A 24,524-nucleotide genomic window follows, 5' to 3' on the forward strand; every position below is an offset into this window, starting at 1 on the left:
AGTGATTTTCATTTGATTTGTGCTATAATGGTGTTTATGAGAATTGTATCAGGTATCTATGGTGGAAGACCGCTCAAAACATTAGAAGGGAAGGTAACACGTCCTACTTCTGATAAAGTTCGCGGTGCCATGTTTAATATGATTGGTCCATATTTTGAAGGTGGTCGTGTCCTTGATTTGTACGCTGGTAGCGGTGGCTTGTCTATTGAAGCGGTATCAAGAGGGATGAATCAGGCAGTCTTAGTAGAACGTGACCGGAAAGCACAAGCTGTTATCAAAGAAAACATTCAGATGACTAAGGATTCAGATAAATTTCAACTCTTGCAAATGGATGCTAGGCAAGCCTTGGCGACATTGAGTGGAACTTTTGACCTTGTTTTTCTGGATCCGCCATATGCAGAGCAGGAAATTGAGGCAGTCATCACTGAGCTTTGTCGTCGTCACTTATTGGCAGAGGATGTGATGGTTGTTTGTGAGACGGATAAAAACGTCCAGCTTCCTGAAGAGATTGCAGAGCTCGGAATTTGGAAAGAAAAAGTATATGGAATTAGTAAGGTAACTGTATATGTCAGATAGAATCGGAATGTTTACAGGGTCTTTTGATCCAATTACAAATGGACATATGGACCTCATTGAGCGAGCAAGTGGCTTGTTTGAAAAATTATATGTCGGAGTGTTTACCAATCCGAAAAAGTCTGGCTTGATGACGGGTAAGGAACGATTGGTTATTTTGGAAAGACTTTTTGCTGGCTTAGAGAACATCGAGGTCATTCTAGTTGAAAATGAATTAGTGGTCGATGTTGCCAAACGTTATGGTGTGACTCATTTGGTTAGGGGCTTGCGTAATGCAACGGACTTGGAATATGAATCTAGTTTTGATTTTTACAACCGTCAGCTAGCACCAGATTTGGAAACGATCTATTTGATTGCAAAGCCAGAGCTCAAGTTCGTATCATCCAGCCAGGTTCGGGAGTTGATCTATTTTAAACAAGATATTAGTTTATATGTACCTGCAGTTGTAAATGAGGAGATAAAAAAGTATGAAGAAAAATAAGAAATGGCTTTTGATTGTTTCAATTATTATGGGGACGTTATTGATATGGTTTTCCGTATTTGTTCGTCTACCATATTATATTGAAAGTCCTGGAGGGGCTTCGGATATTCGGGAAGTATTGACAGTCAACAATGAAGAAGATAAGGAGCCAGGTTCTTATAATTTTACCTATGTATCGGTCTTGCAGGCAACAGCCTTACAGTTGCTGATTGCTCAGTTTAACCCTTACGCAGATATTGCTTCTGCAGAAGAAATGACGGGTGGTGCAGACAGTGAAGAATACTATCGGATTGCTCAATTTTACATGGAAACCTCTCAAAACATGGCTAAATATCAAGGTTTAACCTTGGCAAATAAGGATGTGGAGATGGATTTCTTCGGTGTTTACGTGTTGGACTTAGCAGAAGATTCTACATTTAAAAATGTTTTGAATATCGCTGATACGGTCGTTAGTATTAATGGAAAAACCTTTGAATCTTCTCAGGATCTAATTAAATATGTTTCAGGCTTAGAACTTGATAGTGATGTAACAGTTGGCTATGTTAGTGAAGGAGAAGAAAAGACTGCCGACGGAAAAATTATCAAATTATCAAATGGTAAAAACGGAATTGGTATCACGCTGGTGGACCATACTGAGGTAAAAAGTTCTGTCCCAATTGATTTCCAAACAGGAGGAATTGGTGGTCCAAGTGCTGGTCTGATGTTTACATTAGCTATTTATACACAGTTGGCAGAGCCAGACTTGCGTGATGGTCGTGTCATAGCTGGAACAGGAACGATTGAACAAGATGGTTCCGTTGGAGACATTGGAGGAGCAGATAAAAAAGTATTATCTGCGATTAATGCTGGTGCAAGTGTTTTCTTTGTTCCAAATAATCCAGTGGACCCAGAAATTTTGAAAAAGGATCCAACGGCTAAAACAAACTACGAAGAAGCAAAAGAAGCAGCAGAAAAGGCCAATGCTGATATTGAAATCGTACCAGTGACGACTGTTCAAGAAGCCATTGATTATTTGAAGAGTACTAAGAGCGAGTAAGTCGCTCTTTTTTGCATCAGTCATTTGAATTAGCTTTGATACATTGTCACGTTCGGCTTGCCGTACTCTACGAAAGTGACTTGCTGTGCATGTCTTATTTCTACCCTAGAACATATTATAGGCTGTTCTGGCTAACGGCACCCAGGAAAGTAAATTCATTCAACTATGATAAAATTAAAATCGTCTGAAATTTCTCTGAAATGGTTGAAGAGTGCTATTTTAGCTTGTTTCATGTTATAATAATAAGGTTAGATATACGAATATTTCATTAGATAGGAGGAACAATGAAGAAAGAAATTTCACCAGAAATGTATAATTACAATAAATTTCCAGGTCCGAGTTTTGCACGTGTTGGAAATAAGGTCGTTTCAGAGAATATTGAGCTCAATTTAGTCGATAATTTCAAAGATGCTTTTGATCAGACTGCTTTTGGGCAACGCTTTTCGCCCATCATGTTGAAATTCGATTATATTGTTGGTGATTGGGGAAATGAACAACTTCGGTTAAAAGGGTTTTATCGTGACGAGAAACCGGTCAAGTCTGATTTAAAAATTGGGCGGTTAGATGATTATTTAACAGAATATTGTAATTTTGGATGTGCCTACTTTGTTCTTGAAAATCCAAAACCACAAGAGTTAGAAGAAGAACCTGAAGAAAAAACAAGTCGCAAACGTCACCGTAGTCGGAATCGAAACCGACAAAAACAACGTACAGAAGAATTGGTAACGAAGGACAAGAAAGTCAGCCGTAATGAACCAAAACGATCTAAGTCAACTTCAGATACTTCAAAAGAGCAGGGCCGTCATTTTACCGTAAAAAACAATAAACCGTCCACAGGTAAGCAACAGAAACAAGAGCGCGCGCAAAAACACGATAAGAAACAGCACCATCGTGAAATGAATGAAGCCAAACGTGGATTTGTCATCCGCCAGAAATAGGGAGAAATATGAAACCATCAATTTATGCCTTTACACAAGCCAATCTTGTTGATTGGATTATCGAAAATGGAGAAAAGAAATTCAGGGCCACTCAAATTTGGGAATGGCTCTACCGTTCTCGTGTCCAATCCTTTGCAGAGATGACCAACTTGCCAAAATCATTAATTGAAAAGCTTGAAGAAGAGTTTGTCGTCAATCCACTCAAACAACGCATAGTGCAAGAATCCAAAGATGGAACTATCAAATATTTATTTGAATTACCTGATGGAATGTTGATTGAGACAGTGTTGATGAATCAACATTATGGACTCTCAGTCTGTGTAACGACTCAAGTTGGTTGTAATATCGGCTGTACCTTCTGCGCATCTGGATTGATTCCTAAGCAAAGAGATTTGACGAGTGGTGAGATTGTAGCACAGATTATGTTGGTACAAAAATACTTAGATGAGCGCAATCAAAATGAACGTGTTAGCCATATTGTCGTGATGGGGATTGGTGAGCCACTTGACAACTACGATAACGTTATGACCTTCTTACGTGTTGTGAATGATGACAAGGGCTTGGCAATTGGTGCCCGTCACATTACGGTATCTACTTCTGGTCTAGCACCAAAAATTCGTGATTTCGCACGTGAAGGTGTTCAAGTGAACTTAGCGGTATCTCTACATGCGCCAAACAATGACCTTCGTTCGAGCATTATGCGGATTAACCGTAAATTCCCCATTGAGGTTTTGTTTGAGGCTATTGAAGATTATATTCAGACAACCAATCGCCGTGTGACTTTTGAGTATATTATGCTGAACGAGGTCAACGATGGAGTGGAACAGGCACAGGAATTAGCTGATTTGACCAAGAACATCCGTAAATTGTCTTATATCAACTTGATTCCGTATAACCCTGTTAGTGAGCATGACCAATATAGTCGTTCAACCAAGGAACGGACCTTGGCATTCTTTGATGTATTGAAGAAAAATGGGGTCAACTGTGTCGTTCGTCAGGAACATGGTACAGATATTGATGCTGCTTGTGGTCAGTTGCGTTCCAATACACTCAAAAAAGACCGTGAAAAAGCGCGTGCTCGTATTGCAGCCGCAAAAGCTAAGGCAGGTATTCGAGCATGAGAAAATTATTCCAAGCAGACGGTAACTTGACCAAGCTTGGAAGACGGATTTGTACAACTTTAGCTGGGGTTTATGCTCTGGCTATTGTTTTACTCTGTTTTCTGCCCCAGACTTGGTATCCACAGTATAAGGATTTCTCAACCCCAGGAATTATTCAAATTGGTCGACTGTATCTTTTGTCAACTCCGTTTAATAGTATTGTCAATGGAAACAAGGTAGATAGTCTAGGAGACTTTGGTTGGATTATTCTACAAAACGCGACCAATATTTTTCTACTCTTTCCTCTCGTTTTTCTGCTTCTTTTTCTTCGGGAGGAATGGCGGAGCCTTAAAGCAGTCATTGTTTATACATTTAGTATGAGTCTGTTTATTGAATGTACACAGTTGTTACTTGACTTGCTGATTGATGCTCAACGTGTTTTTGAAGTGGACGACCTCTGGACCAATACCTTAGGAGGTATATTGGCTTATGGATTATACATTCTACTCATGAAGTGGTGGAAAACATCAACAGAGTTGTAAACTAGATTGGTATTTGAATTGGCTGGTTGAAGTAGCATATTACCGGTAGCAGATAAAAAATGTGAAATGCCTATTCAAATGGAAGGCAACAAATAACCCCTGACGATTGCATTGATATACTCCCCTTATAGTGGACAGTGAAAAAACAAAAATTTTCACTAGAAACTATAAAGGGAGTTTTATCATGTCCAAAAGAAGTCCAAAATCTGTCTCTGAGAAACTAGAACTTGTTCTACTTCACTCGGAAGAAGGGAAATCAATTAGTTGGTTAGCTAGGCGCCATGGTGTGTCTAACGACACTCTATCAAACTGGGTTCGGAAATACAAAGAAGCTGGTGTTGAGGGGCTAGAGGAAAGCCGTCGCTGGATGAAGTATAGTAAGGAACTAAAGGAACAAGCTGTTTCCGACTATCTTGATGGTTTGGGAAGTCTCAAAGATCTGACCAAAAAATATGGAATTTCTGACCCTCGTGTTCTCAGATCATGGATAAAAAGTTATACTAGTGGTAAAGAATTGAAAGCTACTAGTAGAGGAATGAGTCGCATGAAACAAGGACGCAAGACAACATTTGACGAACGGGTTGAGATTGTCAATTTTACCCTTGCCCACGAGAAAGATTATCAAGGGGCTGTTGAGAAGTATGGGGTTTCCTACCAACAGGTCTATTCGTGGGTCAGAAAGTTTGAGAAGGACGGTTCTAACGGCCTCCTCGACCGTCGTGGAAAAGGTTTGGAAAGCAAGCCTAATCTGACTTCGGAAGAAGAGTTACGCCTAAAAATCAAGCAACAGGAAGAACGGATTAAGTATCTTGAAATGGAGAATGGTCTGCTAAAAAAGTTAGAAGAAATCAAGCGACGAAACCGATGGTAAGACTAGGTCGCCACTTGGAATCCTTCCAAGCGATTAAAGAATATGCGGAAGAACAGGAAGAGGCTTCTATCAGCCACTTGTGCCGTATTCTAAAGGTATCTCGCTCAGGCTACTATAAGTGGTTACAACACCAGGAAACAGCTTCTGAACAGGAAAATTTAGGATTGATGAATGTCATCAAGGAACTTCATAGCCAACATAATGGTATTCTTGGTTATCGTCGTATGACGCTATTTGTCAATCGCAAGCTTGGAACAAGCTACAACAAGAAACGGATTCGACGATTGATGCACATTTTAGGCATTCGTTCCATTATCAGAAGAGCTAAGGGCTACTGTACCAAGACCAGCTTTATCAATGTAGAAGACAACATTCTCAACCGTGATTTTACAGCTACTGCCCCCAATCAGAAATGGTGTACAGATGTGACTTTCTTGAAGTACGGTATCGGCTGTAAAGCCTATTTGAGTGCGATTAAGGACCTTTATGATGGCTCTATTGTCGCTTATGTGGTCGGTCAGTTTAATGATAATGAATTGGTATTAGAAACACTTCGTAAAGCCCGAAAAGCAAATCCTGAAGCGACACCATTGATTCACAGCGATCGAGGTTCGCAATATACTTCGAAAGATTATTACCGTTTAACGACCAAGTATCAGATGACCCGCTCCATGTCTCGTGTTGGTAAGTGTATTGACAACGCACCAATTGAGAGCTTCTTTGGGCACTTTAAGACGGAGTGCTACGATTTGAAGAAGTATAAGACTTTTGAGGAGCTGGTGTCAGATATTGATGCCTACATCTATTTTTATAATCATCAACGATTTCAAGAACGCAACAACGGCCTTGCCCCTCTTGAAATGAGGAACAAGGCCGTCGCCTAATCATTTATTATTTCATTGTCCACTTGACAAGGAGCTGTTCAGCATATCGTCAGGGGCAATTTGTTTATTTCCAAAAGTCATCAAAAATCGTGATTGGCAAGTGGCGCTTATGAGCTGTCTTATTCCACCAGCCTTCGATAATGGTTTGCGCTTGAGCATCAATGGTTTTTCCTTCAAGGTAATCATCAATTTGATTGTATGTGACACCAAGTGCGACCTCGTCAGCAAGGCCTGGTTTGTTTTCCTCCAAGTCAGCAGTAGGAACTTTGAGGTAGAGTTTTTCATCAGCCCCCAATTCAGCGAGTAGCTGCTTGCCTTGGCGTTTATTTAGGCGGAAGAGGGGAAGGATATCAGCACCACCATCACCGTGCTTGGTGAAGAAGCCAGTAATGTTTTCAGCTGCATGGTCGGTACCAATGACAGCTCCCTTGCGTTCACCAGCGATGGCATATTGGGCAATCATGCGCATGCGGGCTTTAGCATTTCCCTTATTAAAATCAGACATTTCTAGTCCATTTGCATTGACTGCAGCTACCATGGCATCTGTTGATTCCTTAATGTTGATGGTTAGGCTGACATCTGGTTTGATAAAAGATAGTGCTGCTTGGGCGTCCGACTCATCAGCTTGCACACCATAAGGTAGGCGGATAGCGATGAATTGGTAGCTATCGTCACCTGTTTCTGCGCGCATTTCTTCCATAGTCAGCTGAGCTAAGCGACCGGCCAAGGTTGAATCTTGGCCACCCGAGATTCCTAAAACATAGGTTTTTAAAAAAGGATGCTTTTTGAGGTAGTCTTTGAGAAAATCGATGGAACGTCGGATTTCTTCTTTTGGATCAATCGTTGGTTTTACACCTAATTTTTTGATGATCGTTTCTTGTAAAGTCATATGGCACCTCCCTTAAATTGCTTTTGCTTGGCTTTGTTGACGGATACGGTTGATGAGGTTCATCTTATTATCCCATACGTCTTGAGCCAGATCCACTGGATATAGTTGTGGATTAAGCACGCGCTTGTATTCATCCCAGAGTTTATCAATTTCCTGGTTGGCGTAGTCTTGAATTTCCGCTAAACTTGGCAACTCGTAAACTTGTTTACCATTCTCAAAAATAGGAACGAGAAGTGGACGTGCTTCAAAGTTTTCAATGGTTTTATTGATGTAGGTGTAGGTTGGATGGAACATGTAGATACTGTCTAGATGAGTGACATCTGTATCGGCGAAGGTAATGTAGTCTCCTTCAGATTTTCCTTTTTCTTTAGAGGTAATTCGCCACACTTGTTTTTTACCTGGAGTAGATACTTTTTCCGCATTGGAAGACAACTTAATGGTATCGCGCATATTTCCATTTTCGTCTTCAATGGATACAATCTTATAGACTGCTCCCAATGCTGGTTGATCATAAGCAGTGATGAGTTTTGTGCCCACACCCCAGACATCAATTTTTGCTTTTTGCATTTTTAGGTTCAAAATGGTATTTTCATCAAGATCATTGGAGGCATAAATTTTTGCATCTGTGAATCCAGCATCGTCTAGTTGTTGACGAACTTTTTTAGAAATGTAAGCCATGTCCCCAGAGTCGATACGGACTCCTCTAAAGTTTATCTTGTCTCCCATCTCATTTGCAACTCGGATGGCTGCTGGAACACCAACGCGTAGCGTATCATAGGTGTCTACTAAGAAGACACAGTCTTTATGTGTTTCCGCATAGGCTTTGAATGCTTTGTAATCATCACCATAGGTTTGAACCAAGGCATGAGCATGGGTACCAGCTACAGGTATGCCAAAGATTTTTCCTGCTCGAACATTGGAAGTCGCAGATGCTCCACCAATAAAGGCTGCCCGTGTACCCCAAATTGCAGCATCCATTTCTTGAGCACGACGGGTTCCAAATTCCATCAATGGCTCATCTTCAATAACTGCCTTGATACGACGAGCTTTTGTAGCAATGAGTGTTTGGTAGTTGACGATGTTTAACAAAGCTGTTTCAATCAATTGGCATTGTGCCAATGGACCTTCGATTTGGAGAATAGGTTCGTTCGCATAAACCAAATCACCTTCTTTTGCAGATCGGACGGTTAAGGTCATTTCTAATTGAGCTAAATAATCTAGGAAATCCTGTGGATATCCCAATTCTGTTAGGTAGTCAATATCTGTTTGACTAAAACGAAGATTATTAAGGTAGTCCACCACGCGCTCCAAGCCTGCAAAGACCGCATAACCATTTTTAAAAGGTTGTGAACGGAAATAGACTTCGAATACAGCGTGTTTATTGTGGATGTTTTGGTCAAAATAGACCTGCATCATGTTGATTTGATAAAGGTCGGTGTGCAGTGTCAAACTGTCATCCTGAAATAGTGTCATAAGATTTCTCCTTTTGTCTTCCTAAGTGAAGACCATTCAGTTACTATTGAAACTAAACGCTAATATGCCTACTATTATAACAAAAAAATCGAGAAAAACTTGATTTAGATGCACAGAATGGCGAAAATACTCGCAAGAAAAAGGAATGGTATGTAAGGGATGGATCTTGGCTTGTATATTGTAAAGACGAGTAAGCCTAAAAGTGAGCTGATTTGAATAATCCATAGGATTTCAGTCAAGCCACAAATTAGGGACAGACTAGCCAAATATAGAAAATCACCCGAACCGATATTGAACTGCCATTTCTCTGTCAGAAAAGCCAAGGCTAAAAAGCAACAAAAGAGCCAGTTTAGCTGGGATAGTATCAGAGCTATAAAAGTAAAAACGAGCCAGACGGCAAAAGGATATTCCTGATGCTTGATGTCGTAAATGGTCAAAACCAGCCCTGCAAGGATGAGGATGGTTTCAGTTAGGCTTAGGAGTTGAAAATGGCAGAGCAGGACAGCTAGTCCAGTTAAGAATTCTAGTCCAGCATACCAATAGGGAATATTTACCTTACAATAACGACATCTGGATGCGGTTGAAAGCTGAGAAAGAATGGGAATCAGGTCCCAAACCTTGAGTCGCTTCTTACAAGAACTACAATGACTAGATGGTCGGATAATGGATTGTTCAGGGAACCGGTCAATGACCAGTCCCAAAAAGGAGCCAATTGAAGCTCCGAGGAAAAATAGGATACAGATCTTCATACCTATTTATTCGTAATAAATTTGGAAAATGAAGAGAAAGTTACACCGTTTCAATGGTCGTTTGGAGAATTCCATAGGTGATAAGAGAATTCCGTATTCTTTCTTTGGTCTTGCCTGCTAAAGCATGGTTAGTAAGTTTGACAGTCAGTGTAGCACAATGGTCATATCCATCCATAGTCCATACTTTAAGTTGAACGATGGATTCCACATTTGGTATAGACATCAACTCCAGAGCCAGTTCATCACTCTTTATTCCAGATGGAGTTTGTTCAAGAAAGATTTTCAGAGTATTCCATGCCTTAGGAAGGGCCTGACTAAGGATAAATAAAGAAATAATGATTGAAAGTAGGGGATCAAGGAAGTACCAATCAGTGAATTGGAGAATAATGGAGACAAGAATGACCGCCAGCCATCCTAAAATATCCTCTAGAAAGTGCAAACTAAGAATGGATTCATTGTGGCTATGGCCATTTTTTACAATACGGGAAGCGGCGAAATTGATGATGATAGCGATCACTCCAAGTACTAGCATCCCATCTTGGTTGACAGGTTGGGGATGGAAAAGATTGGGAATATTTTCCACAAGAATTAGGCTAGAACCGATAATCAGAATGCTTGAGGTCAAGAGTGCTGCCAAAATATTCCATCTCTTGTAACCAAGGGGATAGGTGCTATCAGCTGGTTTATTTGCGAAGGTCTGCATCAATGCGGAGCTGCCAATGGCTAGGGCATCCCCAAAATCATGGACAGCATCTGCTAAAATGGCGCTGGAGTGAAAGAGTGCTCCAAAGATACATTCAATGATAGAAAAACAAAGATTCAGCAAAAAAGCAATGAAAGTATTTTTACTAGACGACATGACAAACCCTTTCTATGTTATACTGTTTATAGGTTTATTATGCGATTAAATGAGCCAAATAACTAGAAACAAGTAAAACATTATGTTTGTTTCTGAACATAATGTTTGAAATGTACGAGAGATGGATAGACGAATTGCAAAAACACGTAAGGCGATTTTTCAGGCCTTTTTGAGCCTATTAAATGAAAAAGGGTACGATGACATGCGCGTGCAGGATGTCATTGATAAGGCAGATATCGGCCGTTCTACTTTTTACGCCCATTATGCCAGTAAGGAAGCTCTTTTGGAAGAACTCTGTCATGACTTGTTTCATCATTTGTTTACAGGTCGTGAAGATAGTGATGTAACAGTTTTGCTGGCGCATATTTTCAAACATTTTCGGACAAATCAAGACCGAGTAGCTAGCCTCTTGTTATCACGCAACACATATTTTTTAAAGGAGTTAGAGACAGAGCTCAAACACGATATTTATCCAAAAGTGATGGAAGATTACATGCAGGATAAGCAGAGTCTTCCAGAGGACTTATTGCTGCATTTTGTTGTCACTACTTTTGTGGAAACCGTCAGCTGGTGGCTACAACAACGTAAAAAGGTAGATGAAGTGACCTTGACAACTTACTATTTGAAATTATTAGCCTAAGGAGAATAAATGCTTAGACCGTTACATATGGCACATGCCTTTTTAGATGAGATTTTAACAGACCAAGACCTAGCTGTCGATGGGACTATGGGAAATGGACATGACACTTTATTTTTAGCTCAGCGAGCAGGAAAGATCGTGGCATTTGATATTCAGGAACAGGCCTTGAACACAACGGCTGAAAAACTAGAAAAAGCTGGCTTGACTAATGCCCAATTAGTTTTGACAGGACACGAAAACCTAGATCAGTTTGTGGATGAATGTAAGGCAGCTATTTTTAATCTTGGCTACCTACCTTCAGCGGATAAGTCAGTCATTACCTTGCCTGAAACCACCCTTCAAGCCATCAAAAAAGTCCTAGATCGACTGGTTGTTGGTGGTCGTCTTGCTATCATGATTTATTATGGCCACGAGGGCGGAGCAGTAGAAAAGGATGCGGTATTAGACTTTGTCAGCCAGCTGGACCAGACCGTCTTTACTGCCATGCTTTACAAACCGCTGAACCAAGTCAACACTCCACCGTTTTTGGTGATGATAGAACGGATCAACAACAATTAAGGGGGTGATGGTATTACAAGTTTTGTTCAAGTCATTATATTTTTAATCCTATTAGTTATTTCCAATACCATTTATCGATTAAATCCCAAAGTTCCACTTCCATTTATTCAAATTTTATTGGGAGTTGGAGCAGGTCTACTATTTGGAGTCGGGAATCTCACCCTAGATGCTTCATTGTTCCTTGCTTTAGTTATTGCTCCTTTAAACTTTAGAGAGGGTCAGCAAAGTAATGTCGATGACTTGATGGAAAATTGGAAAGTTATTGCCTTCCTAATTTTTCCCTTGGTCTTTTTAACAGCCTTGGGAATCGGATCTTTGGCTGGCTACTTATTACCAGTAGAGGTTCCTCTCTCTGCAAGTTTTGCCCTTGGGGCTGCACTTGCGCCGACAGATGCTGTAGCCTTTTTAGTGTTATCAAATCGCTTTGCTTTTCCAAAACGATTAGAAACCATTTTGACCCTAGAGGGCTTGCTGAATGATGCGAGTGGACTTGTTGCGTTTGAGTTTGCTGTGCTTGCTTTGACTACAGGGAATTTTTCACTCATTAACGCAAGTGGTCAATTTGTTTGGGCACTTGTCGGTGGAATGCTCGCAGGACTTTTTCTTGCTTTTGGTCATCGTGGTTTGGTTTCATTACTTGAAAAACTGGATGCGGCAGATATTCCTGGAGTCCTGTTGCTCGAACTCTCATTACCATTAGTGGCTTATTTTGTGGCTACCTCTATTGGTGGTTCTGGAATTATTGCAGTGGTCATTGCAGGTCTGTTTCAATCGAAGCAGTTGAAAAAAATGACTTTGTTTGATGCGCGTGTGAATCGTGTGAACCAAATTGTTTGTGATACTCTAAATTTCTCATTGAATGGGTTGGTTTTTCTTGTTTTTGGGTATGAATTTACTCGAATCATTCAGCCTGCTTTGAGGAATCCATTGATTAGTAATGGTCACTTGTTAGGGATAGTTATTCTCTTAACCATTAGTCTGTTTCTGCTACGCTTTATTGGCTTACTCTGCTTGAATGCTTATCGAAAAGCAAAATCTTCTAAGAGTGTTTATAGTGTGCATGAGCTGGGGATTCTAACATTTTCAGGGATGAAAGGGTCGGTCTCGATTGCTACGATTTTGTTGTTACCAGAATTTGATAGCTTAATTTACAGTCTGATTCTATTTACTGTCGGAATGGTGACCCTGTTGAGTTTTTTGGTGGGATTATTCGTTTTGCCAAGGTTTGCAAAACAGAAGTCCGAGTCTCCGATTTTAGAAGGTTCTGTCCGAATCTCTATTCTGCAAGTGGTGGTAAACGAATTGGAACTAGATATTGAGGATGCCACAAACCCAAATGGTATTTACATTGTTATTGGTCAATATTATAGGCGGATAGAACATCTTCATCGCCAGTTGATGACTGTAGACATACGCAAAGAGGTGGCCAGTTTAAGGTTGAAACTGGTAGAAATTGAACAGAAGGGGTTAGAGACTGCATTTGCGAAAGAACACCTTAGTTTGTCTTCCTACCGTCTCTATCAAAACTATTTAAGAACATTGGAACAGGATATTAATCGCGACCTGATTCCAACCTTCAAATACTTATGGCTAATCAGTCGAAGGGTCATCAATAAGTGGTATCATGAATGGATTAGTATCGGAACTAGTTTACGGAAAAGGAATCAGGATGCAACTGTTCAAAAGAATGAGTACGATCCAGCATTGTCTGAATTATTCTTGGCCAATACCGCAGAGATTATTCAATTTTTAGAGAAAAATCAGTTGAGGTGCTCTGCAGAATACATTCAGCAGCTAAAAGAATTCTGCTTATACCAAGCTCAATTGATTCATGCAGGAATCAAGGTGGAAGATGTTATCGGACGGATGAAACCCGAAAGTTTAGATGATCTGTTACGAGGGTATTATTTAGAAAGAAAAGTGGTTGCAGAATATGAAAAGTATGGTCATTTATCACAAATGGCAGCCAAGCAAATGCGGCGCAATATTAACCAACTAGAAAGTTATGCGCTGACAGAGTTTGATTCTTTTTAAATGCATGGATATTGAATCAGACACGAGTGGGTGATAAAAAGAGGCTCTTTGTCAACTGTAGTGGGTAGATGAAAAGCTAACACCTAGAGAGGACGAACTTCGTTCTCTCTTTCTTTATGTTCAAAGCAATCAAAATCCGTTTTTTAAAATTTTCAAAGTTCCTGAAACCAAAGGCATTTCTTTTAATGACTTTGATGAGATTATTGGTAGCTTCCAGTTTGGCGTTGGAATAAGGCAATTCCATGGCGTTTAAAACCTTGTCTTTATCCTTTAGAAATGTCTTAAATACCGTCTGAAAAATAAGATTAACAGTGGCTACTTCCTGTTCGATGAGGTCAAAGAAATGGTCTGAGTTCTTCTCTTGGAAATGGAATAAGAGCAATTGATAGAGTTCATAGTGCTGTCGTAGTTCCTTGGAGAAAGACAGGAGTTTTTCTAGGATTTCCTTGTTAGTCAAATGCATTCGAAACATAGGGCGATAAAATCGTTTATCGCTGAGTTTACGGCTATCTTGTTGTATCAATTTCCAGTAGCGTTTCAAGACTCGGTATTCCTGCGATGTTCTGTCGAATTGATTCATAATTTGAATACGGACACGGTTCATAGCCCGGCTAAGGTGTTGAACAATATGAAAGCGGTCTAGTACGATTTTTGCATTCGGAAAAAGCTGTTTAGCAAGTTGATAATAGGGACTAAACATATCCATGGTAATCACTTTGACCTGATTTCTAACCTTTCTAGGATAGCGTAGAAAGTGGTTTCGGATGGTTGCTTGAGTTCTTCCGTCGAGAATGGCGATGACATTTAGGGAGTTGAAATCTTGAGCGATGAAGCTCATTTTCCCCTTCTTGAAGGCATACTCGTCCCAACTCATCACCTCAGGTAGGGTATTCCAATCCGTTTCAAACTTGAACTCATTGAGCTTTCTCATAACTGATGATGTTGAGATAGCTAGCCTGTGTGCGATATGTGTCATTGCTTGATTTTCGATGAGTAATTGGGCAATTTTCTGGTTAACAGCGACAGATATTTGATGGTTTTTCTTAACAAGAGGAGTTTCAGCGACCGCCATTTTCCCACATTCTTTACACTTGAAACGACGCTTTTTAAGGCGGATAAGGAGTGGATAACCAGCGGTTTCTAGGTAGGGAATTTTTGATGCTTTCTGGTAGTCGTACTTAGCCATTTGTCCCTTGCATTTTGGGCATTTAGGAGCCATGTAATCCAAGTAACCGTGGAGTTCTAAGTGAGTTCCCATATCATATTCATCAGTGATAGTGATATTTTTGTCTTTAATTCTGAGAAAATTTGTGATAAGATTTAGTTGTTCCATATGAGTCTTTCTAAAATGATAGTTTGAGCACTTTTCATTATAGGTCATATGGGACTTTTTTTCTATACTCAAAAAGGCTCCATAATCTCCACGGTGGTTTTACCCACTACAGAAATTATAGAGCCTAAAAAGATGAATAAGAGTATAAGAAAAGGCCTAGAACCGGTGAGTGAATTTCCAACATTCTAGGTCTTTTCTTATCTGATTCATTTGAATTGTGCTAGTTAAGAATTGGCTTAATGAACAATCGCTCGTCTCCTAGTTCAATCAATTCAACTTGATTATCATAAAAATCACTGAGCAGAGCAGGAGTTAGAATTTCTTGTTTTGGTCCTTGTACCAAGACTTTCCCTTCTTTTAGAAGGAGGACGTGAGTAAAGTTGTTTGTGATTTCTTCTGCGTGGTGGGTGACATAGATGATGGCAGGAGCATTTGGGAGTTGACAGATAGAATCGATATGATGAAGGAGGCGCTCGCGTGCCAATAGGTCAAGTCCAACGGTTGCTTCATCTAATATCAAAATAGCTGGATCTTCCATGAGGCTACGGGCAATGAGCAGGAGTTGGCGTTCACCCTGTGAAAGGCTCGCATAAGTCCGACCAATTAGGTGACTAGCTTCAATAGACCTAAGCATAGCTTTTGCTTCGTCGAGCTCCGCTTGCCCATATTCACGATATAGGATGGAGGACTTATATTTACCTGTCAATACGATTTGTTCTGCGGTTAGGTCAATGGGAAATCGTTCTGCTAGAAAAGAACCGACCACACCAATTTTCGTACGAAGACTAGGAATATCACCTTTACCAAATTCAACCCCTAATACTGTCAAATCACCAGAGGTTTTCCAAAATTCTGCCATTAGAATACGCAGGAGTGTTGACTTGCCAGCACCGTTGAGACCCAAAATTGCCCAACGTTCTCCTGGTTGAAATTCCCAGTTTATATCTTCTAAAATTGTTTTACCCTGTCTCTTATAATAGACATGTTTCATTGAAAGAATCATTGCTTATCTCCTATTCCTTTTGATTATTGTATCATAAAAATGTCAGCAAAAGATGATTCTTCTAACAAGATATATGGTATATTTCAGATTTTATGGTATAATTGAAATGTTATAAATTTTATTATAGGAGAACATCATGGAAGACCCTGGTAGTCAGACCATCTATTTACAACTATTTATTTTATTCTTATTGACCTTGTTCAATGCCTTTTTCTCAGCATCAGAAATGGCTCTAGTTTCCCTTAATCGTTCGAGAGTTGAACAAAAAGCTGCAGAAGGGGAAAAGAAGTTTGTTCGTCTTTTGACGGTGTTAGAAAATCCAAACAATTTCTTATCTACGATTCAGGTCGGAATCACCTTTATTTCAATCCTTTCTGGTGCTAGCTTGGCCAATGATTTAGGGGCTGTTTTTGCAAAATGGATGGGAAATTCTGCGACTGCTCAGACAGCTGGTTACTGGCTAGCTCTGGCGATGCTGACATTTGTATCTATTGTTCTTGGTGAATTGTATCCGAAACGAATTGCCATGAATATGAAAGAAAACTTGGCAGTTGTCACAGCACCAGTCATTATTTTTCTTGGGAAAATTGTAAGTCCTTTTGTCTGGTTGTTATCAGCTGCGACAAACTTGATTAGTCGTATTACGCCTATGAATTTCGATGATGCAGATGAGCAAATGACTCGAGATGAGATTGAGTATATCTTAACCAAGAGCGAACAAACCTTAGATGCTGAAGAAATCGAAATGCTTCAAGGAATATTCAATTTAGATGAAATGATGGCTCGTGAAGTCATGGTACCGCGTACAGATGCTTTCATGGTAGATATCGAAGATGATATTAACGTCATCATGCCAGAAATTCTTCGCCAAAATTTTTCTCGAATACCTGTTTACGAAGGGGATAAAGACAATATCATTGGCCTCATTCATACCAAGAAAATTCTTGCTGAAAGTTTCACAAATGGATTCGATCAGTTAAAGATTCGCCGTATTATGCAGGAACCACTATTCGTTCCTGAGACGATTTTTGTGGATGATTTGCTCAAGTCTTTGCGAAATACTCAAAACCAAATGGCCATCTTACTAGATGAGTATGGTGGCGTATCAGGGATTGTTACCCTCGAAGACCTGCTTGAAGAAATTGTCGGGGAAATTGATGATGAAACTGACAAAACAGAAATCTTTGTGCGTGAAATTGCGGAAAATACGTTCATTGTCCAAGGTAGTATGACCTTGAATGATTTCAACGAGCACTTTGATTTGGATTTGAGTAGTGATGATGTTGATACCATTGCAGGATTTTACTTGACAGGGCTTGGAACCATTCCAAGTCAGGATGAAAAAGAAGCCTACGAATTAGACAACAATGGTTTCCACATTGTGATGGTCAATGACAAAGTGAAAAATGGCCGTGTAACAAAATTGAAAATTCTCATCACACCACTTGATGATGAGAACGAAGAGAAGGACTAGTTTTGGTCTTTCTTTTTTTTATTCTTTTCTAAGATCAACCTTATCATTGAGTATTGTCTTGAAAATGTGTTACACTTATTTTCAGAAAATGAAAGACAAAGGGAAATTGAATGAGAAATTTAGTTGTTTTTTTACACACATCCTTGGATGGGATTGTTGAGGGACCAAATGGGGCTATGGATATTGGTTTTGTTCACTACAATGAAGAACTTGAGCAGTTTGCCCAAAAAGTGACTGCCAATGCAGATACGATATTATGGGGAAGAGCAACCTATGAGATGATGTACCAGTATTGGCCAAATATGTTGAACAATGAGGAAGCAAGTGAGCATGAACGTGCTCATGCTGCCTGGATAGACGCTGTTGAGAAAATTGTTTGTTCAAGAACGTTACAGGAAACTACTTGGAATCATACAACATTGATTCATGAACAGATTACTGAAAAAATTCATGAGCTGAAAGCAGAGAATGCTAGAGATATTTTAGTTTTAGGAAGCCCTCGTCTGGCTAAATTTCTCCTGAAAGAAAACCTAGTAGATATTTTGAAATTGACTGTGTCGCCAGTCATTGTTGGGAGTGGCCTACGATTGTTTGAAGGGATAGAAGAGCAACTTGAATTAGTAGACACTCAAATAATGGAGTCGGGAGTGCTTGGCTTGACATATCGGATACGAAAAGATAGAGAGTTGTCGAATGAAGCAAATAGTCTATAATAGAAGCGTTTCCATTTTTGTGTTATACTAGAGGCATAAAGTTGTGAGGAAAAGATTATGACAGAGGTTGATTATCGTAAAGTAACTGGTTTGGTTCATTCAACAGAAAGTTTTGGTTCCGTTGATGGTCCTGGTGTACGTTTTGTTGTCTTTATGCAAGGTTGCCATATGCGTTGCCAATATTGCCACAATCCGGATACATGGGATTTGGTCAACCCTGCTGCGACGGAGCGTACGGCAGAGGATGTGTTAAACGAGGCCCTTCGCTTTCGTATGTTTTGGGGAAAGGAAGGCGGAATAACTGTTTCTGGTGGTGAAGCTACCATTCAGATTGATTTTTTGATTGCCTTATTCACACTTGCAAAGGAAAAAGGCATCCATACCACTTTGGATACCTGTGCCTTAACCTTCCGTTCAACGGAGCGATATTTGGAAAAATACAATCGTCTCATGGAAGTAACGGATTTGGTGCTTCTTGATATTAAGGAAATAAATCCTGAACAACACCGAGTTGTGACTGGACACAGTAATAAAACCATTTTGGAATGCGCTCGTTATTTATCCGACATTGGAAAACCTGTTTGGATTCGTCACGTTTTGGTGCCAAATTTAACTGATCGAGATGAAGATTTGATTGAGCTTGGTAAATTTGTCAAAACTTTAAACAATGTAGAACGTTTTGAGGTATTGCCATACCACAATCTTGGTGAATTTAAGTGGCGTGAACTTGGCCGTCCATATCCACTTGAGGGAACAAAACCTCCAACACGAGCTAGAGTGGAAAATGCTAAAGCCTTGATGGAGACTGAAACGTATCAAGAATATCTGAATCGAATTAAGGGATAATATTGATAAAGTAGGAGATTATGAGAAAAAGATTTAGTATTATAGGGACGGGCTTAACTTTTCTCTTATTTGTAGGGATTTTATTGGGTCTGTTTTTCCTAGGGGATAGGACAGAGCAAGAGCAGACAAAGGTTACAACGACGTCATCTAGCCAAGAAATATCTGCTAGGGACAAAGTGATTGCAAATTATCTAGATCAGATGACCTTAGAAGAAAAGGTTGGACAGATGATTTTTGCTCGGATGCCATCTGCAGGACAAGCTGAGGCATTGGAAACCTATCATTTTGGAGGCTATATCTTATTTGCAAGTGATTTTGAAGGTAAGACACTGGAGCAAGTTAAAGAAGAGATTGCTTCTTATCAATCACTTTCAAAAGTGCCGCTATTAATGGCTTCAGATGAGGAAGGTGGGACGGTAACGAGGATTAGTCAACTTCTGGAAACACCTTTTGCATCGCCTTTGGAATTGTACCAAGCTGGCGGCATTGAGGCGATTTTGTCGGATGCCAAACAGAAGACCAGTCTTTTAAAAGGAGAGGGAATCTACGCAGGCTTCTTCCCTGTTGCAGATTTATCCACTGATCCATCCTCTTTTATCTACGATAGGACCATTGGACAGGATGCGAAAACCACTTCAGACTATATTGGTCAATTGGTTACATTATTGAAAGAGGAACAATTTGCTTCGACCCTGAAGCATTTCCCGGGTTATGGGGATAATGCGGATTCGCATACGGATTTGGTCTATGACAATCGAAGTTTAGAAGAATTGCGGGCCAATGATTTTCTTCCTTTTAAAGCTGGTATTGAGGCAGGTGCAGACTCCATCATGGTTAGCCACAATATCGTACCTGCCATTGATGCTGTTCCATCTTCCGTTTCACCTGAAATCAATAAAATTCTTCGGAATGAGCTTGGTTTTGAGGGTGTCATTATGACGGATGATTTTGATATGCAAGGCTTGGTCCAATTTGTAGATCAAGATACAGGTGCCCTGCAGACCATTCAAGCTGGGACTGATATGATATTGTCTTCAAGTTATGCCAGTCAAATTCCTTATATTATCGAACAAGTAAAGGCTGGAACTATTACAGAGGAACGGCTTGACCAATCCGTCAAACGGATTTTGGGAATGAAATATGATCTCGGTTTAATCAAATAACGAAAAAGGAAGTGCTAGATACTTCCTTTTTCGTATTAATCTAAAACAAGCTTCGTTTTAATACCATCCACATCAACAAAGGCTGCGCTATTGTCTAGTCTTTGAAGGTTTAGGTTTGTAGCAATGGCACGATTTAAGGTTGCTTCAAAAGCTTCTGGATTGGAATAGATAAGCGAATAGTAGGCAAGTCCTGGCATGCCTTCTTGTCTGGTTTTCAGATTTTTGCCACCCCATTCATTGACAGCTAGGTGGTGGTGATAATCGCCTGAGGCTAACCAGGATGCAGATGGAACGGAGAATTTATCCTCGATAGCTAGGACCTCTTGGTAAAATCGGCTAGAAGCTGCGCTTTCTCGGACAGATAGATGGACATGGCCCATGCGACTACCAGTTGGCATCTGATAGGCTGCGTCAGCTTTTTTCCCTAAAGCATAGATCGTTTCAGCATCCATAGGCTCAGTAATGCCGACGATGCGGCCGTCTGGGCGGACATCCCAAGTGTCTTGAGGCAGATCGCGGTAAATCTCAATGCCATTGCCTTCGGTGTCGGCTAGGTAAATGGCTTCGCTGTAACCGTGGTCGCTGGCGCCTTGGAGGGGAATCTTATTGTCGATAAAGTGGCGGAAAATGGTACCAAGGTCCTCGCGGCTAGGTAGGACAATGGCCAAGTGATAGAGTCCGTAGCTGCGGTGGACTTCGTCTTTCTGTTCTGTCTGAATCAGGCGGACAAGGGTGTTTTTTCCAACGCCAAGGTCAATCTGTTTAGGGCTTTGGAAGAGGACTTGCAGTCCCAAGACTTGTTGGTAAAACAAGCTTTGGAGTTCTAAATCGCGGACATTGAGGGCCACATGGCCCAGTTCGAATTGGGAATTGTACATAGGAATACCTTGCTTTCTTATTCTACTCTTTTATGGTATGATTGTAGCAAATACAGTTCAAAATACAAGTAGGTATTTTTTGAATAGTCACTATCTTTTTCTAAAGTAATGTGGCGATTCAAGGAAAAGAAGGAGGAGTTTGATGCCTGATTATCATACAAAAAATGTTTATGCCTGTCCTTACTTGGCAACGCAGACAGTGTTGTCAGGGAAATGGAATATTTTGCTATTGCATCATATTGAGGACGGACCGATTCGATTTAATGAATTGCATCGTAGATTGGATGGAATTTCTCAGGCAACTTTGACCAAGCAGTTGCGCCAATTGGAAGAAGATGGCTTGATTACGCGCAAAGTATATGCCCAGGTACCGCCAAAAGTTGAATATAAACTGAGTGAAATTGGGCAGGAATTTAAGTTGGTCTTGGAGCAAATTGAAACTTTTGGGGATAAATACATCAACTTTGTCAAATCAAAAAAATCTGAATGAGTCACTTGATTCATTCAGATTTTTGCGTTTTATAGTTCATCATCCTTAACTGCATTTAACCAATCGGCCGCAGCTTTGGCGGTGCTTTCGAGGGCACCTTCTTTGAACGGTGATTGGAGGTTTGCAGCTTCAACCACTTGCAAGAAGGACTTGGTACCACCCAAATCACAGATGCGGATGTAGTCTTCCCAAGCAGTTTCGTCATGGTCTACCTGCGTACGTTTCCAGAATTGGAGGGCACAGACTTGGGCCAAGGTGTAGTCGATGTAGTAGAATGGGCTAGCAAAGATGTGACCTTGACGATACCAGAAGATACCACGGTTGAGGGCTTCTGACTCGGAATAGTCACGGTCTGGCAAGTAGAGGTCTTGGAGTTTTTTCCAAGTTGCCTTACGTTCTGCTGGTGTCATTTCTGGATGTTCATAGACTTCGTGCTGGAAGTGGTCCACCAAGACACCGTAAGGCAAGAAGAGTAGAGCACTTGCCAAGTGGGTAAATTTATATTTATCGACTTGTTCCTTGAAGAAACGGTCCATCCACGGCCAAGTCATAAATTCCATAGACATGGAGTGGATTTCACAGGTTTCATAGGTTGGCCAGACAACTTCTGGACTTTGGATCCAACGGGAACGATAGACTTGGAAAGCATGACCTGCTTCGTGGGTCAAAACATCAATATCACCGCTGGTTCCATTGAAGTTAGAGAAGATGAATGGGCTCTTGAAGTCAGGGATATAGGTACAGTAGCCACCGCTGTTTTTGCCTGGTTTTGCGACCAAGTCCAAGAGTTCATGCTCAATCATGAAATCGAAGAACTCGCCTGTTTCTGCGGATAATTCGCGGTACATGTCTTGGGCTTGACTGACGATAAAGTCAGGATCACCTTGAGGAACAGCATTTCCGTCCAAGAACTCAAGGTTGAGGTCGTAGTGCTTGAGGCTTGGAACTTGCAAGCGATTGGCTTGGCGTTGACGAAGATCTTGGACAATTGGTACGATATGTTTTAGGATTTCTTCACGGTATACCTTGACCATATCACGATTGTAATCAAAACGGTTCATCTTTAGGTAGCCGTATTCCACATAGTCCTTGAAGCCAAGTTTGTGGGCGATTTCCGTGCGGACTTTTACTAATTCATCGTAGACGCGGTCGAAATCTGCTTCCTTGCTTTCAAAGAAGGCAGTTGTAGCAGCAGAAGCAGCCTTGCGGACCTCGCGGTCGGTTGATTGACCGAATGGCCCCATTTGTGCCAGGTTGTAGGTCTGACCTTGGAAATCAATCTCTGCACCAGCAATCAATTTGCTGTATTCATCGGTCAATTCGTTTTCCTTTTGGAACAAGGGAATCACATCAGATGAGAAAGTCTTGAGATTGTTCTCTGCCTGCATGAAGAAAGTTTCAGGTAAAATATCTGCCAATTCAACCTTGTACGGTGTTTGGACAATGACACGATAGTAGTTGGTTGTCAATTCTTCAAATAAAGGATAATACTCGTTCCAAAATTTAGTTTCTTCGTTGTAAAACTCATCATTCATGTCAATGGTGTGACGAATCATCCAAAGATTGTACTGTGTATCGATGAAGCTGACTAATTTTGTAACGGCTGCCACAAGTGTGCGAGTTGTTTCCAAGTCACTTGCTTGAGCCAACTGGTCTGTTAGGTCAGAAAACTGAGCCTTGATAGCTTCATAATCTGGACGGACATAGGTATATTCAGAAAATTTCATATAGTTCTCCTTTTGCATTGCTACCTTCTATCTTACTCTTTTTGAAAACGTTTGGCAAATCCCGACCCGTCCATGTTCACAAGTCTTTCTATTTATGGTAAAATGTAGAAGATTATTAGAAAATGAGGTTGTAGACATGTCTAAATTTTTAGTTTTTGGTCACCAAAATCCTGATACAGATGCTATTGCATCATCATACGGTTGGGCTCATTTGGAGCGTGAAGTGTTTGGTCGTGATGCGGAAGCTGTAGCATTAGGAACACCAAATGAAGAAACTGCTTTTGCGCTTGAGTATTTTGGAGTTACTGCACCACGCGTGGTTGAGTCTGCTAAGGCAGAAGGTGTCAACCAAGTCATCTTGACAGACCATAATGAATTCCAACAATCGATCGCAGACATCAAGGAAGTGGAAGTAGCAGCTGTTATTGACCACCACCGTGTCGCAAACTTTGAAACTGCAAATCCATTATATATGCGTTTGGAGCCAGTAGGTTCAGCATCATCAATCGTTTACCGTGCCTTTAAAGAAAACGGAGTAACACCTCCAAAAGAAGTAGCTGGACTTCTTCTATCAGGTTTGATTTCAGATACCCTCTTGCTTAAATCGCCAACCACTCATGCAACAGATCCACAAGTAGCAGCTGAATTGGCGGAAATTGCTGGAGTGAGCTTGGAAGAATACGGCTTGGCACTCTTGAAAGCTGGTACCAACCTTGCTAGCAAGTCAGCAGAAGAATTGATTGATATCGATGCAAAAACCTTTGGTTTGAACGGAAATGACGTGCGTGTAGCCCAAGTCAATACCGTTGATATTGCAGAAGTCTTGGAACGCCAAGCAGAAATCGAAGCAGCTATGACAGCAGCATCAGCAGTAAATGGCTACTCTGACTTTGTTTTGATGATTACAGACATCGTTAACTCAAACTCTGAAATCCTTGCGCTCGGTAGCAACATGGACAAGGTAGAAGCAGCCTTCAACTTCAAGTTGGAAAACAATCATGCCTTCCTTGCTGGTGCCGTTTCACGGAAGAAACAAGTTGTGCCACAATTGACAGAAGCGTTTAACGCGTAAATACCTAGCACCTTCGGGTGCTCAGATTGAAGAAAAAGTCCATTTTGGACAATTTTCTTCAATCTTTTTTCTTTATGTTGAAAATAAAAAAATCTCAGAAACGCTGAAATATCAATGTTTCTAAGAGTTTAATGACTTGCTATCTTTCGCAAACTTCTTCAATTTTTTATATTTTTAGGAGTTTGTCTACGTTCTGAG

The 24,524-nt window shown here is 40.6% G+C and carries 24 protein-coding genes; 16 read left to right on the top strand and 8 right to left on the bottom strand.

The genetic code is table 11. The features are described from left to right. The first annotated feature begins 36 nt into the window (after positions 1-36). The 7 genes from rsmD to L6410_RS02880 all read left to right on the top strand — a co-directional run bounded on the left by rsmD (position 37) and on the right by L6410_RS02880 (position 6,425). Complete coding sequence (gene rsmD / locus L6410_RS02850) at positions 37-576, top strand: 16S rRNA (guanine(966)-N(2))-methyltransferase RsmD (protein ID WP_237395886.1); 540 nt, start codon at positions 37-39, stop codon at positions 574-576. Next, on the top strand, positions 566-1,054 hold the full coding sequence (coaD, locus tag L6410_RS02855) for a pantetheine-phosphate adenylyltransferase (RefSeq protein WP_237395888.1): 489 nt from the start codon (positions 566-568) through the stop codon (positions 1,052-1,054). The genes rsmD and coaD overlap by 11 nt, the downstream gene beginning before the upstream one ends. Next, entirely contained in the window at positions 1,041-2,090 is a 1,050-nt protein-coding gene (locus L6410_RS02860) for a SepM family pheromone-processing serine protease (protein ID WP_237395890.1), read from the top strand. The genes coaD and L6410_RS02860 overlap by 14 nt, the downstream gene beginning before the upstream one ends. A gap of 284 nt (positions 2,091-2,374) precedes the next feature. Next, positions 2,375-3,028 carry a YutD family protein gene (locus L6410_RS02865; protein ID WP_237395893.1) on the top strand — a complete coding sequence of 218 codons (654 nt, stop codon included), beginning with the start codon at positions 2,375-2,377 and terminating at the stop codon, positions 3,026-3,028. Positions 3,029-3,036: 8 nt separating this feature from the next. Then, positions 3,037-4,149: a dual-specificity RNA methyltransferase RlmN gene (gene rlmN / locus L6410_RS02870; RefSeq protein WP_024391183.1), complete on the top strand. Its 1,113-nt coding sequence runs from the start codon at positions 3,037-3,039 to the stop codon at positions 4,147-4,149. Beyond that, positions 4,146-4,670, top strand: coding sequence for a VanZ family protein (locus tag L6410_RS02875; protein ID WP_237395895.1), 525 nt, complete (start codon positions 4,146-4,148; stop codon positions 4,668-4,670). The genes rlmN and L6410_RS02875 overlap by 4 nt, the downstream gene beginning before the upstream one ends. Before the next feature lie 184 nt (positions 4,671-4,854). Beyond that, a protein-coding gene (locus L6410_RS02880) for an IS3 family transposase (protein ID WP_237395897.1) occupies positions 4,855-6,425 on the top strand; the annotation gives its coding sequence in 2 pieces (ribosomal slippage) (positions 4,855-5,500 and positions 5,500-6,425; 1,572 coding nt in all). A 64-nt stretch (positions 6,426-6,489) separates the two neighbouring features. Here L6410_RS02880 and nadE read toward each other — a convergent pair. From nadE to L6410_RS02900, 4 genes are all read right to left on the bottom strand, one after another. After that, a complete protein-coding gene (gene nadE, locus L6410_RS02885) occupies positions 6,490-7,314 on the bottom strand; it encodes an ammonia-dependent NAD(+) synthetase (protein ID WP_237395899.1) in 825 nt (274 codons plus the stop codon). A gap of 12 nt (positions 7,315-7,326) precedes the next feature. Next, complete coding sequence (locus tag L6410_RS02890; RefSeq protein WP_237395901.1) at positions 7,327-8,787, bottom strand: nicotinate phosphoribosyltransferase; 1,461 nt, start codon at positions 8,785-8,787, stop codon at positions 7,327-7,329. 104 nt (positions 8,788-8,891) lie between these two features. Continuing rightward, positions 8,892-9,536, bottom strand: coding sequence for a prepilin peptidase (locus tag L6410_RS02895; protein WP_237395903.1), 645 nt, complete (start codon positions 9,534-9,536; stop codon positions 8,892-8,894). A gap of 40 nt (positions 9,537-9,576) precedes the next feature. Beyond that, positions 9,577-10,395, bottom strand: coding sequence for a cation diffusion facilitator family transporter (locus L6410_RS02900; protein ID WP_237395905.1), 819 nt, complete (start codon positions 10,393-10,395; stop codon positions 9,577-9,579). Positions 10,396-10,516: 121 nt separating this feature from the next. Between L6410_RS02900 and L6410_RS02905 the strand changes: the two genes are divergently transcribed. From L6410_RS02905 to L6410_RS02915, 3 genes are read left to right on the top strand one after another with little or no spacing between them, the layout of a single operon-like run. Next, positions 10,517-11,035: a TetR/AcrR family transcriptional regulator gene (locus tag L6410_RS02905; protein WP_237395915.1), complete on the top strand. Its 519-nt coding sequence runs from the start codon at positions 10,517-10,519 to the stop codon at positions 11,033-11,035. 9 nt (positions 11,036-11,044) lie between these two features. Next, positions 11,045-11,593, top strand: coding sequence for a tRNA 5-(aminomethyl)-2-thiouridylate-methyltransferase MnmM (mnmM, locus tag L6410_RS02910; protein WP_237395917.1), 549 nt, complete (start codon positions 11,045-11,047; stop codon positions 11,591-11,593). A gap of 57 nt (positions 11,594-11,650) precedes the next feature. Beyond that, the gene (locus tag L6410_RS02915) at positions 11,651-13,627 is read left to right on the top strand and encodes a cation:proton antiporter (protein WP_419580013.1); all 1,977 of its coding nucleotides are present in this window, start codon (positions 11,651-11,653) and stop codon (positions 13,625-13,627) included. A gap of 76 nt (positions 13,628-13,703) precedes the next feature. On the opposite strand, the gene L6410_RS02920 is transcribed toward L6410_RS02915, so the two are convergent. Together L6410_RS02920 and L6410_RS02925 are read right to left on the bottom strand one after the other, a co-directional pair. Continuing rightward, entirely contained in the window at positions 13,704-14,960 is a 1,257-nt protein-coding gene (locus L6410_RS02920) for an ISL3 family transposase (RefSeq protein ID WP_237395183.1), read from the bottom strand. Between the two features lie 220 nt (positions 14,961-15,180). After that, positions 15,181-15,963 carry an ABC transporter ATP-binding protein gene (locus tag L6410_RS02925; protein WP_237395919.1) on the bottom strand — a complete coding sequence of 261 codons (783 nt, stop codon included), beginning with the start codon at positions 15,961-15,963 and terminating at the stop codon, positions 15,181-15,183. A gap of 136 nt (positions 15,964-16,099) precedes the next feature. On the opposite strand from L6410_RS02925, the gene L6410_RS02930 reads away from it, so the two are divergent. The 4 genes from L6410_RS02930 to L6410_RS02945 all read left to right on the top strand — a co-directional run bounded on the left by L6410_RS02930 (position 16,100) and on the right by L6410_RS02945 (position 20,159). Beyond that, complete coding sequence (locus tag L6410_RS02930; protein WP_172024943.1) at positions 16,100-17,437, top strand: hemolysin family protein; 1,338 nt, start codon at positions 16,100-16,102, stop codon at positions 17,435-17,437. 110 nt (positions 17,438-17,547) lie between these two features. Further along, positions 17,548-18,150, top strand: a complete 603-nt coding sequence (locus L6410_RS02935; RefSeq protein ID WP_237395927.1) for a dihydrofolate reductase family protein — start codon at positions 17,548-17,550, stop codon at positions 18,148-18,150. A 54-nt stretch (positions 18,151-18,204) separates the two neighbouring features. Further along, on the top strand, positions 18,205-18,996 hold the full coding sequence (gene pflA / locus L6410_RS02940) for a pyruvate formate-lyase-activating protein (RefSeq protein WP_024391193.1): 792 nt from the start codon (positions 18,205-18,207) through the stop codon (positions 18,994-18,996). Between the two features lie 20 nt (positions 18,997-19,016). Then, the gene (locus L6410_RS02945) at positions 19,017-20,159 is read left to right on the top strand and encodes a glycoside hydrolase family 3 protein (protein ID WP_237395929.1); all 1,143 of its coding nucleotides are present in this window, start codon (positions 19,017-19,019) and stop codon (positions 20,157-20,159) included. A gap of 35 nt (positions 20,160-20,194) precedes the next feature. On the opposite strand, the gene L6410_RS02950 is transcribed toward L6410_RS02945, so the two are convergent. After that, the gene (locus tag L6410_RS02950) at positions 20,195-21,037 is read right to left on the bottom strand and encodes a VOC family protein (protein ID WP_237395931.1); all 843 of its coding nucleotides are present in this window, start codon (positions 21,035-21,037) and stop codon (positions 20,195-20,197) included. Between the two features lie 142 nt (positions 21,038-21,179). Here L6410_RS02950 and L6410_RS02955 point away from each other — a divergent pair, with 142 nt between their 5' ends. Further along, positions 21,180-21,527: a winged helix-turn-helix transcriptional regulator gene (locus L6410_RS02955; RefSeq protein ID WP_105126779.1), complete on the top strand. Its 348-nt coding sequence runs from the start codon at positions 21,180-21,182 to the stop codon at positions 21,525-21,527. Positions 21,528-21,556: 29 nt separating this feature from the next. Here L6410_RS02955 and L6410_RS02960 read toward each other — a convergent pair whose 3' ends face one another. Beyond that, on the bottom strand, positions 21,557-23,254 hold the full coding sequence (locus L6410_RS02960; protein ID WP_105126172.1) for a M3 family oligoendopeptidase: 1,698 nt from the start codon (positions 23,252-23,254) through the stop codon (positions 21,557-21,559). 136 nt (positions 23,255-23,390) lie between these two features. Between L6410_RS02960 and L6410_RS02965 the strand changes: the two genes are divergently transcribed. Continuing rightward, positions 23,391-24,326 (top strand): manganese-dependent inorganic pyrophosphatase, encoded by a 936-nt coding sequence (locus L6410_RS02965; protein ID WP_222367375.1) that lies wholly within the window; start codon positions 23,391-23,393, stop codon positions 24,324-24,326. Positions 24,327-24,524 lie beyond the last annotated feature (198 nt).

Origin of the sequence: Streptococcus parasuis, from assembly GCF_021654455.1 — a bacterium.
GTDB classification, from domain to species: domain Bacteria; phylum Bacillota; class Bacilli; order Lactobacillales; family Streptococcaceae; genus Streptococcus; species Streptococcus parasuis.